The sequence below is a fragment of the Hahella sp. NBU794 genome (assembly GCF_050749805.1).
GTDB lineage: Bacteria > Pseudomonadota > Gammaproteobacteria > Pseudomonadales > Oleiphilaceae > Hahella.
In genome coordinates, this window is the sequence record NZ_CP192738.1 from 4,492,665 (window position 1) to 4,506,392 (window position 13,728).

At 53.2% G+C, this 13,728-nt stretch carries 8 protein-coding genes; 6 read left to right on the plus strand and 2 right to left on the minus strand.

The window, feature by feature from the left end; translation table 11 throughout:
* Positions 1-13: 13 nt before the first annotated feature.
* On the minus strand, positions 14-1,300 hold the full coding sequence (locus tag ACQYWX_RS19540; protein WP_431686032.1) for a hypothetical protein: 1,287 nt from the start codon (positions 1,298-1,300) through the stop codon (positions 14-16).
* 849 nt (positions 1,301-2,149) lie between these two features.
* Between ACQYWX_RS19540 and ACQYWX_RS19545 the strand changes: the two genes are divergently transcribed.
* On the plus strand, positions 2,150-3,553 hold the full coding sequence (locus ACQYWX_RS19545; protein WP_431686033.1) for a sigma-54 interaction domain-containing protein: 1,404 nt from the start codon (positions 2,150-2,152) through the stop codon (positions 3,551-3,553).
* Between the two features lie 3 nt (positions 3,554-3,556).
* Here ACQYWX_RS19545 and ACQYWX_RS19550 read toward each other — a convergent pair whose 3' ends face one another.
* Positions 3,557-4,531, minus strand: coding sequence for a hypothetical protein (locus ACQYWX_RS19550; RefSeq protein WP_431686034.1), 975 nt, complete (start codon positions 4,529-4,531; stop codon positions 3,557-3,559).
* Between the two features lie 350 nt (positions 4,532-4,881).
* On the opposite strand from ACQYWX_RS19550, the gene ACQYWX_RS19555 reads away from it, so the two are divergent.
* The 5 genes from ACQYWX_RS19555 to ACQYWX_RS19575 all read left to right on the plus strand — a co-directional run bounded on the left by ACQYWX_RS19555 (position 4,882) and on the right by ACQYWX_RS19575 (position 13,712).
* Positions 4,882-5,334 (plus strand): response regulator, encoded by a 453-nt coding sequence (locus ACQYWX_RS19555; RefSeq protein WP_127971738.1) that lies wholly within the window; start codon positions 4,882-4,884, stop codon positions 5,332-5,334.
* Positions 5,331-7,055: an EAL domain-containing protein gene (locus ACQYWX_RS19560; protein WP_431686035.1), complete on the plus strand. Its 1,725-nt coding sequence runs from the start codon at positions 5,331-5,333 to the stop codon at positions 7,053-7,055. The genes ACQYWX_RS19555 and ACQYWX_RS19560 overlap by 4 nt, the downstream gene beginning before the upstream one ends.
* Positions 7,056-7,099: 44 nt before the next feature.
* On the plus strand, positions 7,100-9,139 hold the full coding sequence (locus ACQYWX_RS19565) for a sensor histidine kinase (protein WP_431686036.1): 2,040 nt from the start codon (positions 7,100-7,102) through the stop codon (positions 9,137-9,139).
* A 158-nt stretch (positions 9,140-9,297) separates the two neighbouring features.
* The gene (locus tag ACQYWX_RS19570; RefSeq protein WP_431686037.1) at positions 9,298-10,920 is read left to right on the plus strand and encodes a CocE/NonD family hydrolase; all 1,623 of its coding nucleotides are present in this window, start codon (positions 9,298-9,300) and stop codon (positions 10,918-10,920) included.
* A 218-nt stretch (positions 10,921-11,138) separates the two neighbouring features.
* Complete coding sequence (locus ACQYWX_RS19575; RefSeq protein WP_431686038.1) at positions 11,139-13,712, plus strand: autotransporter domain-containing protein; 2,574 nt, start codon at positions 11,139-11,141, stop codon at positions 13,710-13,712.
* Positions 13,713-13,728 lie beyond the last annotated feature (16 nt).

Genomic DNA, 13,728 nt, shown 5'->3' on the forward strand with positions numbered 1-13,728 from the left:
ATTCGGTACTTTTCTACCAAAGTTTACGATCTAAGTTATTAAAGGCAGCCTTGAAAGTTGGATATCTACTTAAAGCGGGGATATTCATACCAATAGCAATAGCAATTGGAGCAGAACTGACAATCGTCTCGCAAACTGTACTCAAAGAGCCAGACATCATAGCGGTCCCCAAGGCGGCGGCGGCAACACCAGTGCCATAGACTTCCTTGCCGTTCCCATAACCAGCCATTCCTTCCCACATTGCTTGCTTGATACCATACCCTTCTTGAGACCTAAAACGCTTAACCATGTTATAGATAGGTGCAGCGCCAACCAAATTTCCTCCCACAAGCTCATTCAGATTAAGCGCACGGCTTTTCGAAAACTCTTCGTTAACATCAATTTGCATCCCAAGACCTAGCGCTAAATCCAAAGCACGAGAGGAAGAAGTCGTAGGATTGGCCAAGTAGGCTGCTTGCATATTGAGTTTAACGTTTCTGTCTTTACATATTTTCAGAGCTTGCGTAAGAACTCCAGACCCGCCCAACTGTGAAATCCAAGCAACCTTTTGACGCTTTTTCTGCGCCTTAATCATTGCATCGGCAAGAATAGTTGCACTCTCATTCAATCGCTCTGATTTGGTCGCGTTAAACGCTTCTCTTGGGTGAAACAATCCACCTATGGAGCCCTTACCAGGCGTAAACATCAAGTTAAAACCGAGTTCAGATAGGTTTGGATAGTTGTAAGGACTTGCAGCAATATGCGTGACAACCTCCTTTGCAGCCTCAGCAGGAGTGTGATTCAGATCAGCAACACCAGCAATAATCCAGTCCATTTTATTAGCTGATTGGGCTTTAACAAACCCAGGTTGGCGCATTTTCTTGCCGTTATCTGCAACTTCTTTCTGGCTTAAAAAAGAGGATGTCCACATATCCTCTCTGCCTTTGCGAACAAAGTGAAGGCCAGGCTTCTTAGCTTCTTCCTGCTTCTGGAAATAGTCGAAGTCTACCTCAAGAGCATAAATGTTGTATTCCCCGCTTGGCGTACAAACAATAGTGGCTGAGCAGCCAGGTAAAACCATGCGATAGTTAGCATACCCACCTGCCCTCAGCTTTTCATGAGTGTATACTTGCTTACTATTATTAACACCTGCAGTTAGTTGCTCAATCTCTCTAACTATAAAAGTCGCCCAGTAGTTACCTCTTTTAGCTTGCTCCAGTAACTTGTTAAAAGTAACAGCAACAGAGCCATGAGCTAAAACAAGTTTACCCCTTCCAGCTTGGCCAATACGTTGTGCAGTCAGATTAACAGCTTGATTCATTCTTAATCCCTAAAATTCCGTGATCGTGTTGAAAGATAAATTTTTCAGCCCGGCGGGTCCCAACTCCAACAATTAGGCAGGGTAACCATTGGCGTAACGCCAGGGGCAACGTTATGTGGCGGCGGTAGTATTTGTTAGCGATGGCTGACGTTTTTTATTGTTACAAAACTTAACGGATGAGAGTTTTAGGCTCAACCCACCATCAGACCTACTCCTTTTGACCTACTCCATATTTTGGTAATTACTACGTCTTTACGAATGGCCCTTTATTCAACCTAAACCATTGTATTAGCGTGTTTTTCATGCGTCTTAAAAAGCGAAGTTTCAGTTATGCTGAATCTCTTAATCAAGAGTAAAAAGTTGTGAAATAAACAGTCTCGCACCCCAGTACCCCTTCTAGCATTAGCCAAAGAAGGTCGAGCGATGCTGCGATAGCTTTAAAACCTCACGCTTTGACCATAGCCACGCGGTATAAAGCGCTAGTTTTAGAGAAAAGCCGTCATCTAATTTCGAAAAATTTTTATTCAACCCAACCATCAACACGTCGGTCATCATGGTTCACTAACAAGCATATGAGCTCGTATTTTTCATGAATATTTTGTAGCTACTCCGTAGATCGGTGGTCGCACACCGGATTGCTCCTGCTCCCAAGTTATCACTGATAAATAACTCTTCTTACCAGCAAGCATCTTTATCCCGATCTTCCTGCAAAGTGAAAATTTCGAACTATACTAAAACTCCCTGGCAGCGCTTCGGGTTAGCGGCGCGCTCATTCATGGACGCGTTTACTCAGTGCAGTCATCGGCGGGCGCGTCTCTGAAGATAACAAGAAACGCCTGGAGCAGGCATATGGAAACCTTAGACTGCATCGCCTTCAGCTCTTCATCACAGCATCATTCTGAGTTCAGCCGGATTCTGCCTGAGCTGGGCTACCGACCTCAGTTTGTGTCCGGCGACGTCTGGCTGAATCGCCCTCAGCCTTGCTCCAACGCTATTACTCTGTTTTTGCTGGGCGCCCAGCCGTATCCCAAAGACGCCATCCTCGCCGCCCTGACGCCGGATCAGCGCGGCAGAAGTCTGTGCGTGTATAGCTCCGACGCGGGAGAGTGGGACGCGGATTTCATGCAGCGTTTCGATGAGTTTGTACGCTGGCCCTGTCATAAGGCGGAACTGGCCTTGCGACTGGATCGCCTACGCCATCGGGAAGGCAGTGAAGCAGATACCTATGATTCCCATCAGGAAGCCGCTTTATGGGAACAGTTCGATGCGCTGAATATGATCGGTCGCTCCGCCGCGTTCACCGCTACGTTGCGTCTGATTGCCCGGATCGCGCGCTGCGATGCGCCAGTGTTGATCGAAGGCGAAACCGGCACCGGTAAAGAGATGGCGGCGCGGGCGATTCATTATCTGGGCGAGCGCCGACAGTTTCCGTTTATCCCCATTAATTGTGGAGCCTTACCAGAGCAATTACTGGAAAATGAGTTATTCGGCCACGCCAAGGGCGCTTTCACCGACGCCAAAAGCGCACAGCCGGGGTTGATCGAATTAGCCAACCGGGGAACCCTTTTTCTCGACGAAATAGACAGCCTGTCCGCCAAAGCCCAAGTCGCCCTGCTTCGTTTTCTGCAAACCCGAGAATACCGCCCACTGGGCTCCGCGGGATACCGCACTGCGGATATCCGCGTTATCGCCGCCACCAACGCCAACCTGGCGCAGCAAGTAGCGCAGGGAGAGTTTCGAGAAGACCTGTTCTTTCGCCTGCATATCCTGACCCTGACCATGCCAGCCCTGCGGGGTCGCGAAGAAGACATTGAGCTGCTGTCCCGGTATATGCTGCAACGCTTCAGTCAACAATACCGTCGTCCTGAGAAACAGCTCAACATGGCGACCTTACAAGCGCTGAAGACCTACGCCTGGCCAGGAAATGTGAGAGAGCTGGAAAATCTGCTGCAACGGGAATACCTGCTCAGCGACAATGCGGAGCTGCAATTTTCTCTGCCTTCGTCGCCAAACGCCATTCCCCTCCAGTTTGACGTCAGCTTCGAAGCTCAATCCTTTAATGACGCCAAAAGCGCCGTGGTTCGGCGTTTCGAGAGCGACTATCTGAACTGGTTGATGGAGACCACGCGTGGAAACATCAGTGAAGCAGCGCGCCGGTCAGGTAAAGAGCGGCGCGCCCTGGGGAAAATGATCAAAAAACATGGCATAGACAAAGCCCGCTTCAGAATCTCGTCTACAAAAGACAAGGCCTGAGACTTACTTGCGCCTCGTATCGCGCTTCTTCTTCCTGAGGTCTTTCCAACCCACGCTCCAAGGCGTGTTCAACCATTCAAGAAAGCGTCCCATCACGCCTGAAGGACGTTTGGGCGAAGATTCCGGCTGAGCAGCTTGCTTAGCGCTCGGCTTCTTGGCCTTTTCTGGAGGATGCGGCGCCGCTTCGCGACTTTTGACTGCTTGCTCTTTTTCTTGCGCAGACTCCTTCTCTTCTGCGGTCTTCGTCACCGCACCCGGCCGTGGCGTTTCCAGCTCAATTTCTTCAATTGGCGTGGGCAAATCCGCCAGGCTTTTACCCGCTTGAATATGCTCCAGATTATCCATCAGAGCAGTATCCACGGCTTCCAGCACCTGCCGCTGCATCCCCGTACAGGTGGGATTACTCAACATGACGCCAATATCCTCGTGCATGCTGACAATCTGTTCTTCCGCTTGCTTGCGGCAACTCTTCTCCTGCTCGCAAACCCGACTCAAACGCCGCTTGATATCCTCAACGGGAAGGCTGATTTTCAGTGGCGCAATTTTCACCCCGCGCCGTTCCAACAACACCCGCATGGCGATGGAGGTGCGCGCATAACGACTGAAATCACCTACCACCAGATTGATTTCTTCAAATTTTTCGTCAATCGCCTCCTCAGCGTCCACCAACTGCAAAGCCATTTCCGTGACCCGACCCAGGTTGCTCTGCACGTGGTCGTCCAGATTGCCCAGACGAACTTTTACCTCGGAGTCAGGCAGGTTGCGGACTTTGCGCCCCAGTGATTCAAATGATTTCAACGCAGAGGTGGACAGCGTCATCTTCGTCGCACCCAACTGCAGCACCGCCTGGAAGCTCTGACGCAGCTTTTCCAGGGAAGAAGTCGCTCTTACCAAGCGCAATAACGCGGACCGCTTTTTCTCCAGCACAGAAATCTGTTTGGTGATGGAAGCGGAGCCGGAGGTCGTGGATTCAGTCACACAGTGTCCCGGATATCAGTTTTTTATGAGTGGTCCTGCAAACGGCATAGCAGTTTGCGCCCGACGTACCAGCGGACGCGAAAGACGTCGCCAGGAAATGTTCAACGCTTTCTTTTTCCGACAATTATCAGTTTAGACCACTGCCAAAATGACGCGAGGTCGCCGCGAAGACCATCCGCTCGGGCGCGGAGGCGTTTCGCATCTGAGTCTGTCAAAGCAGCTCTATAAATATGTAATAAAAAGGAACCGCTTGCACTTGCGCCAAACAGCGACTATTTGTCTATAGTTATACGATGAGACGCGGCGCTCTCAACCAGCATGGACTTTCTACGTTTCTCAAGGCGGGAATCATGACAGGAAACCAGTCCACCCGGCTTATTCTGGTGGTCGAAGATAGCATGGATGATTATGCCGCCATGCAGCGCGCCTTCACCAAAGCGGGATTGATCAACCCCATCGTCCATTGTCAGTTGGGAGAGGAAGCGCTGGACTACCTGTTTGCGCGCAACCGTTTCAAGGACAGAGGCGAACTGCCGGCGTTGATCCTGTTAGACCTGAACCTTCCCGGCATTGACGGCTTCGAAGTGCTGAAGCAAGTCAAAGGCGACCCTGAATTACGCCGCATTCCCGTGATCGTACTCACTACATCCAGCGATGAAAGGGATATCGCCCGCTGCTACCTCTCTGGCGCGAACACCTACGTCTGCAAACCGGTCGATCTATCCGGTTTGATTCGAGCAGTTGGCGAGCTCAAGCAGTACTGGTTTGAAATTGCAGTTCTACCACGCGGCAACGAGGCATGAATGGAATGCGCGGCGACACCTCCCTGTTAATCATCGAAGACTCCGCCGACGATCGCTATTTATACCGAAGACTACTGGCCAAATATCAAGAACCTTTTTCTAGCATCGAAGAAGTGGAAAGCGCGGAAGAGGCGCTTGAACTCCTGCAGCACCATCGACCGATTTGCTGCTTGCTGGATTATCAACTCCCGGGCATGGATGGCCTGACGTTCTTGCGCAAGCTAAAGAAGCTGTGGATCGACGACATGATCCCGGTGGTGGTGCTGACTGGTCAGGGAGACGAGTCCATCGCCGTGCAACTGATGCGCAATGGCGCCCATGATTATCTGGTGAAAGGCGACCTGACCGCCGAGTCGCTGCATCGCGCTATCGGCAACGCCGTGCGCACCTGCAGTCTGCAGCATCAGCTGAATTACATGGCGCACTTCGACGCGCTGACCGGACTTTTGAACCGGGCGCTGTTTCTTGACCGTCTGCAGCTGGCGATCAAGAAAGCCGAACGCAATAGCCATGAATGCAGCCTGTTCTATTTAGACCTGGACCATTTCAAACCCGTCAACGATTCCCTGGGTCACGACGCTGGCGACACCCTGTTACAGGCCGTCGCCGGCCGGATCAAATCGGTTGTGCGGGAAACCGACAGCGTAGCCCGCATCGGCGGCGATGAATTTGTCGTGCTGTTGGAGAATGTCGACGTCAATATTACCCGCAGCGTTGCGGAAAAGCTGTTGGAAGAAGTCAATCGGCCCACGCATATCGCTGAACATGAGGTGGCCGTCAGTTCCTCTATCGGCATCGCCCGCTATCCCGCCACGGCGAAAACCGCACAGGAACTGCTTAAGCACGCAGATCTTGCGCTCTACGCCGCCAAGGGGCGCGGACGTTCTACGTATCATGAGTTTTCCCAGTCGCAGAAGGAAATCTGGCAACGCAAACAAGCGCTGGAAGCGGCTTTGCCCAGAGCGATTGCGAAGGGAGAACTTCAGCCCTACTTCCAGCCCATTGTCGATATTCCCGGTGAATGCCTGCGTGGATTTGAACTGCTGAGTCGCTGGCCAAAGCCGGATTATCCCAATATTCAGGCCATGGAGCTGATCCAGATGGTGGAAAGCCTGGGATTAATGGAGCCATTCAATGAATGGCTGATCGACGAAGTCTGTCGTAAGGCGGTGCTTTGGACGAAGGAGTTCCCAGAGATTTCTCTGTCCATCAACATGCCCGCCAACCAGTTCCATAACAGTTATCTGGTGGATATGTTTCGCAACAAGCTAAGTCGTTACCCTATCGACCCTTCGGTTATCGAACTGGAGATTACTGAGACGACGTTGATGCGGCAGCCTGACGCGAGCATTCGCCTGCTCAATAATTTGCATGAGCTGGGTCTGCGCATCGCTGTAGACGATTTTGGCACCGGTTACAGCTCCCTGGCCTATCTCACCCGTCTGCCCATCGATATTTTGAAAATCGACAAGTGCTTCTTTCTGGAAGCGCAGCACGATGAACGCAACAAGAAAGTCATTGAAACCGTCGTCGCACTGGGACACCACCTGGGACTGAAAGTGACCGCGGAAGGCATTGAAAGCGATAAGCAATGGAATGACGCCAAAAAATCGCGATGCGACCTGGCGCAGGGCTATTTGTTCGGCAAGCCAACGCCCTGCGACAACCAGTCTTTAAAAGAATTCATGGAACACTTCCCGCGTATTCAGCGAAAGGGCTGAAATCCTCCTGAATACGCCTTTCAGCGTTTATGGAGTAAACCGCAATGTCAATCATCGACCGGCTTCTCTCCGGCGACTACATGCCTCATGGCCACTGCCTGCTCTGGCAATACGACCTGCTGATCATGCATGTGGGATCGGACCTGATTATCGCCGTCTCCTATTTCAGTATTCCCCTGGCCCTGCTGTTTTTCATTTACCGCAAGCGGCAATTTGAACTGAATTGGACCCTCGCGCTGTTCGCCTGCTTCATCCTGTTTTGCGGCATGACTCACGTCATGGAAATCGTCAACGTCTGGAACGGGTACTACTACGCGGAAGGCGCCATCAAGGTCGCGACGGCGCTGGTTTCCGCCATCACCGCCATCGTCGTTTGGCCCCTCTTGCCCAAGATCACCCAGCTCCCCTCTTTTAATGAATGGCGCGAACTCACAGATAGCTTGCAGAACAAGCTGGCGTTGAGCAGTCTGCGCAGTGACGAACTCACCCAGGTAAAAGCCTATCTGGAGGAACAGGTGGCGCAGCGCACGGAGGAATTGCAAAATCTCAACCGCCGCCTGGAGCGCGAAAATATTGAGCGTCGACTGGCGGAAGAGCGCGCCAACACCATCAGCAACGCCGTCGGTTATGGCCTGGTAGTGGTCAACAGCGATGGCCTGATCCAGTCCTTTAATTCCGTCCTGACAGAAATGTTGGGATATGCCAAAGATGAACTAAAGCAGCAACCGATCGAGCTGTTATTGCCGGAGAGTATCCGCCACCAGCACCAAATCCAGCGCAACGCCTACTTAAAACGCCCTGAAACCCGGAAGATGGGCGTAGGCCGGGACTTGTGGGCGCGACATAAAAATGGCGGTCAGATCCCCGTGGAAGTCGGCCTGACCGCTGTCCATGAGCATGACAGCCATACCATTATCGCCACGGTCATCGACATCACTGAACGCAAGCGCATGCAGGAGCAAATCGAACAGGCGCACCAGAAATACATCCGTGAAACCAACGAGATCCAAAAAGCGCTGAAAGAAAGCGAGGCGAAATTTCGCACTATCGCAGAAACCCTGCCCGGCGTGGTCTGGATGTCAGCCCCCGGACTCGACCGCATCTACTTCATCAACCGTCGCTACGAGGAAATCTGGGGACGCAGTTGCCAGTCACTGTATGAGAACCCCAGGGGCTTTATCGACGCGATCGTGCCGGAAGACCGCGACCGTATCCTTAAGGGCCTGGAACGGCACAAACAGGGCGAATGGTCCCACAGCTACCGCATCATCGACGCCTGGGGCTCCCTGCGCTATATCGAAGACAAAGGTCACGGCGTATTGGACGACGATGGAAGACTCATTTGCCTAATCGGTATGGCTGCGGACGTTACCGAGCAGATCAAGCATAAAGAAGCGTTACTGCGCTCCAATCAGGAATTGGATGACTTCGCCTATATTGCGTCACATGACCTGAAAGAGCCGCTGCGCGGCATCAGCAACTACGCCTCATTCCTGATTGAGGATTACCAGGACCGGCTGGATGACAGCGGCCGTCAAATGCTGCAGAGCCTGGTGCGTCTGACCAGTCGCATGGAGCGTCTGATAACCGAGTTACTACATTACTCCCGTCTGGGCAGAACCGATCTCTCCATAGAGAGCTGCAACCTCAACACCGTGGTCACCGAAGTGATCGAAACGCTGGAGCCGCGACTGAATGAGCTGGCCGTCAACTGCCGCATCGCCAACAAACTGCCGGAAATAAAATGCGATCGCGTCAGAGTCGCGGAGGTGTTCCGCAACCTCATCACCAACTCAATGAAGTATAACGACAAAGAGGAAAAGTGGATCACGGTGGGCAGCTTCGAGGAAAACGTCCAGCACATCTTTTACGTCAAGGACAACGGCATCGGCATCAGCTCCAATCTGTATGAGAAAATCTTCAAGATCTTCAAACGCCTGCACCCTCAGGACAAATATGGCGGCACTGGCGTCGGCCTGACCATCGTGAAGAAAATCGTAGAACGACATGGCGGTCGAATCTGGCTGGATTCCTCCAGCGGAGAAGGCACCACGTTCTATTTCACCCTGGATAGTCAGAGCTAACCTTAACGCAGTTCACAAAAACGCGCGCTCTCACCCGTTCGGGTGAAATGAACGACGTTTATTTATGGAATACTTTGTCAGGTCCTCCCCGTTGAAGGAGTGCGTTAGCGCGGAAGGATTACACACAAAACAAAAATAACATGACAAGGATACTCCCCATGAACGTCACGTTACGATCCGTTCTGTTATGGACCCTGTTAGCGCTCGGCTGGTCCAGTCTCGCCAGCGCCAATATCTGCGTCAATTTCGACCTCCCTGATCACGCCGATTATCGCTTTAACGACAACATCAAGGTCACCGCCCACGACGGTATTTCTCTCGACGCCAATCTGTTCATCCCCAATACGCCGCCTCCGGCGAGCGGCTACCCTACGGTGATTTTTATCAATAGCTGGGTATTGGACGAGCATGAATACTTTCTGCAAGCGGCCAAATACGCGGAAAGAGGTTATCAGGCTCTGAGCTACAGTTCCCGGGGCTGGGGCTGTTCCGAGGGCATGGTGGATGTAGCCGGCCCCAACGATATGGCGGACCTGTCAGCTATGGTGGATTGGCTGTTGGCCAACACCCAGGCCGATCCCAACGCTATCGGCGTCACCGGCATTTCCTACGGCTCGGGCATCAGTCTGTTGGGGCTGGCTCATGAGCCGCGCATCAAAACCGCCGTCGCCATGAGCACCTGGGGGGATTTGGTGGAATCCCTTTACGCGCAGCAAACGCCACGTTTGTTCTGGGGCTTTTTCCTGGTGTCCAGCGGCCTGATCACCGCCAATATGGACCCAGCTATCGCGCAGAAATACCGCAATCTGGTGGAGCATAAAAATATCCCGGAAACCATGGCCTGGGGCTACGAACGTTCGCCCTCCCGCGTCGTGGATCAGATCAACGCCCGCCAGGCGCCGGTGTATCTGGCCAACAGCTTTGGCGACAACCTGTTCCAGCCTAACAATCTGCTGCGCTTCTTCGAACAGCTCAGCGGACCCAAGCGTTTGGACCTGAACCAGGGCACACACGCGTCTGCAGAAGGCCTCGGCTTGCTTGGTATTCCCAACTACACCTGGGATAATGCAAGAGACTGGTTTGACTATTGGTTGAAAGGCGAAGATACCGGCATCATGGCGCGCCCTCCCCTGACCATGCTGACCGACCTCAAACACAAGCGGGAAGAATACACCGCGTGGCCCATCCCCGGCGCGCAAAAACGCACGCTGTATATGCATCCTAGAGGACTGCTCAGCAACGGGGGCCTATCAAACACTCAATACGATTCCTGGTTGACCCGCACCAACACGATCTATTCCGGGCTCGATTCCGGCGCCAGCACCGGTATTCCCCTTCTGTCCGCGCTATTGGATGGGCTAGGCTTGCCAGTTTACGCCTCCATGCCGCTGATCAATCGCGTTCACGGCATCGTCTATCAAAGCGGCGCGCTGTCGGAAACGCTGAAAATCCGTGGGATGGCAAAAATACATCTGAATATCGAACCCAGCTACAACAAGGTGCAGTTAAATGCCTATCTGTATGACGTCGATGTACTGGGCGTTGGCAAACTGATTACTCATGCGCCAGCTACGCTGCACGACGCCGCTCCCTGGCGGGATCAGAGTCTGGACATGGAGTTGACGGCGGCGGCTTATGATGTACCCGCTGGACATCGCATCGCCATTGCCTTTGATACCTTCGATATTCTTTATGGCCCGCCGACATTGACGCCTTACGCCGTCAGCTTCCGGCATAGCAACGCCGCACAGTCCTACCTGGAGTTGCCGGAAGCGCCCTGAGGCCGCTCACGTCTTTCGCGAACGAATCCGGCCCTCATGGGGCCGGATGCGCAAAAACATCCGCAAATTTCCTACACGATTCCATAGGCCTCGCCTACACTTTCCTAATTAAAAATAAAATTGGCCCGCCAGCGGTAGCTGCTGAAGTCTTGGTCACGGCCGCGATCCAATCGCATTGACAGCTGTAACAACCTCAAGAAAAAGGCAAGGTACGCAACATGACGCTCAGACTCCGATCACTCCTCTGCTCCACGCTTTTTTTGCTACTCAATTGCATCGCTTCACACTCCCTCGCCGCCACTGCAGTAAACGATTCCTACATCGTCGACCCAGGGGGCGGGCAGGAAAAGCTGGTCGTCACCTACAACGACACTATCGATATCAGCACTCAGGAGGCGATCAATGCAGCCAAGATTACCAGCGTATCTGCACTGAGCAACAGTTCAGCGGGTAGCGTGGCGATCGATACTGACGATAACCTCTCTGTTAACCTGGTGCCTAATCCTTCATTTTCAGGCACCGTCACGTTCACCTACACGCTGCAGGATATTCGGGGCACAAGCACCGCCACTGTGACGGTCGACCTGACAGTAGAGGCTGGCAGCTTACAAGCGGTGAACGATAAATATCTGGCGGGACGAGAAGCCATCACCATCTTCCCTCTGGAAAACGACGTCAAACCCAGCGGCAATCCATCGGAGTTCACCATTGATACGCCAGAGCAAGGCTCCATCACCCAACTGAGCGGCATCAGCGGACTTTACAAATACACGCCTCCCAGCGACTTAACTGAACCAACCGACGTCGTACTCAACTACACCGTCACCTACGAAGGCGTCGGCAGCAGTACTGCTACCGTGACCATCTCCGTCGATCCCGATTCAGAACCGCTATTGGCGGGCGCGAAAGATGAGGAGCAAGAGCAGCTTGCCGGGGTGCTGCAAGCCGCCTGCGACGCCAACTCCGCCGGCATTGTCAGAGAGACGGACGCCACCTTCCAGGCCACCTGTAATGCTCTCACCGCGTTGAGCGATTCGGAAAGAGCGGATGCGCTGGAACAAATTCTGCTGCGCCAGATTGGCGCACAGGCTGGCGCCATGAAAGAAGCCGCTGCGTCACAGGTAAAAAGCCTGGGCGACCGTCTCAGCAATCTACGCAACGGATCAACCGGTTTGAGCCTGGTAGGGCTACGCACGGAAGTACAAGGCCAGAATTTCAGCGTCGGCAAGTTATTGGGTGTCACAGGAACCGGCGGCGCCGCTGGGGATGACGAGTCTATGTTCGCTGACAATCGCCTGGGCGTATTCTTAAGCGGCTCTTTGATATTTGGCGACGCTGACGCACACGGCGATCAGCGCGCATACGATTATGACGCGCAACAACTGCTCGCCGGCGTTGACTATCGCTTCACCAACAAACTGATTCTCGGTATTTCCGCCGGGTACACCACGACAGACAGCGAAGAAAACAACTCCGTCACCAAGCTGGAAACCGATACCTGGAACCTTGCCTTCTACGGTAACTATTATCCACGGGACAATTGGTATTTTGACTGGATCGCCGGTTACGGCGGCGTCTCGATCGACTCCACCCGCGCCGTCAACTTTCCTGGCGTCACCTCGACCTCCAAAGGCGATACCGACGGCGACCAATGGAACGCCGCTATGGGGACCGGCATCAATTACCAGGTTCAGCAATGGCAGGTCGACGCCTTCCTTAATATTGAATACCGCACCGTTAATGTGGACGCTTACAGCGAAAGCAATGACGCAGGTTTGGGACTGGACGTAATGGAATACTCTACAGACCTCATGACCGGCACCCTTGGCGCACGGGTCAGTCAGGCGTTGAGCTACAACTTCGGCGTGCTGATTCCACAACTGGAGTTGGCGTTCGTGAACGAGTTGAAAAACGATCCCACCGAAATAGAAGCCCAGTTATCAATCTTCCCTGAAGCAGGTTCGTTCAAGCTGCAAACAGAGGAAGCGGATAAAACTTATATGAACGCCGGTCTATCTCTCACCGGCGTTTTCAAAAGCGGCACATCCGCCTACGTTCGCTACGGAACCGACTTCGCCCGCGACAACCTCTCCACCGACGTCTGGCAGGCAGGCGTGCGTATGGAGCTGGGCGGTCCGCAAGCAGAAAGCGGTGTATTCCATACTCTTGAAGGACAATCCATCGCCCCGGGCATTATGTTAGGCACCCTGGGCGCAGGCATCAGCGTCACTATTCCACTGCATGACCTGAGCTGGAATATGCGTGGCATGGTCAACGGCTTCTCACACTCGGTTGATCGCTCCCTGGACGATGTGGACTACGATATTGATATCGATCTGGAGTCATATGGCCTCATCATGGACTGGCATCCCTTCGACGGCGGCTTCCGCGTCAGCGGCGGTTTGTTCTCCAACCGCAATGAATTCACCGGTACCGCAACGCCAACAGAAAATGTGGAAATCGGGGACTTTACCTTCACCCCCGAACAAGTCGGCACGCTGCACGCCAAGATCGATTATGATCGCGCCATTTCGCCTTATCTGGGCATTGGCTGGGGCAATGCCGTAGCGCCGACCAAAGGATGGGGATTTAACGCAGATCTGGGCATATTGTTCACCGACACCGCCCAGGCGCACCTGTCGGCGGATAGCCCCGCCGCAGACGCCAACCCCGCGCTGAAAGCGCAGTTGGAGAGTGAATTGGCGAAAGAAGAGGACAATATCAACAACGATGACCTGGATAACGCCAAATACTGGCCGGTCATCGCCATTGGCGTCTCTTATCAATTCTAGTCTGCGCCCGACCTCT

What these genes read in the sequence shown, in the direction of transcription:
- ACQYWX_RS19560 (WP_431686035.1), top strand. Translation starts at nt 5,331, where the DNA reads ATGAATGGAATGCGCGGCGACACCTCCCTGTTAATCATCGAAGACTCC.
- ACQYWX_RS19555 (WP_127971738.1), top strand. Translation starts at nt 4,882, where the DNA reads ATGACAGGAAACCAGTCCACCCGGCTTATTCTGGTGGTCGAAGATAGC.
- ACQYWX_RS19575 (WP_431686038.1), top strand. Translation starts at nt 11,139, where the DNA reads ATGACGCTCAGACTCCGATCACTCCTCTGCTCCACGCTTTTTTTGCTA.
- ACQYWX_RS19545 (WP_431686033.1), top strand. Translation starts at nt 2,150, where the DNA reads ATGGAAACCTTAGACTGCATCGCCTTCAGCTCTTCATCACAGCATCAT.
- ACQYWX_RS19540 (WP_431686032.1), bottom strand. Translation starts at nt 1,300, where the DNA reads ATGAATCAAGCTGTTAATCTGACTGCACAACGTATTGGCCAAGCTGGA.
- ACQYWX_RS19565 (WP_431686036.1), top strand. Translation starts at nt 7,100, where the DNA reads ATGTCAATCATCGACCGGCTTCTCTCCGGCGACTACATGCCTCATGGC.
- ACQYWX_RS19570 (WP_431686037.1), top strand. Translation starts at nt 9,298, where the DNA reads ATGAACGTCACGTTACGATCCGTTCTGTTATGGACCCTGTTAGCGCTC.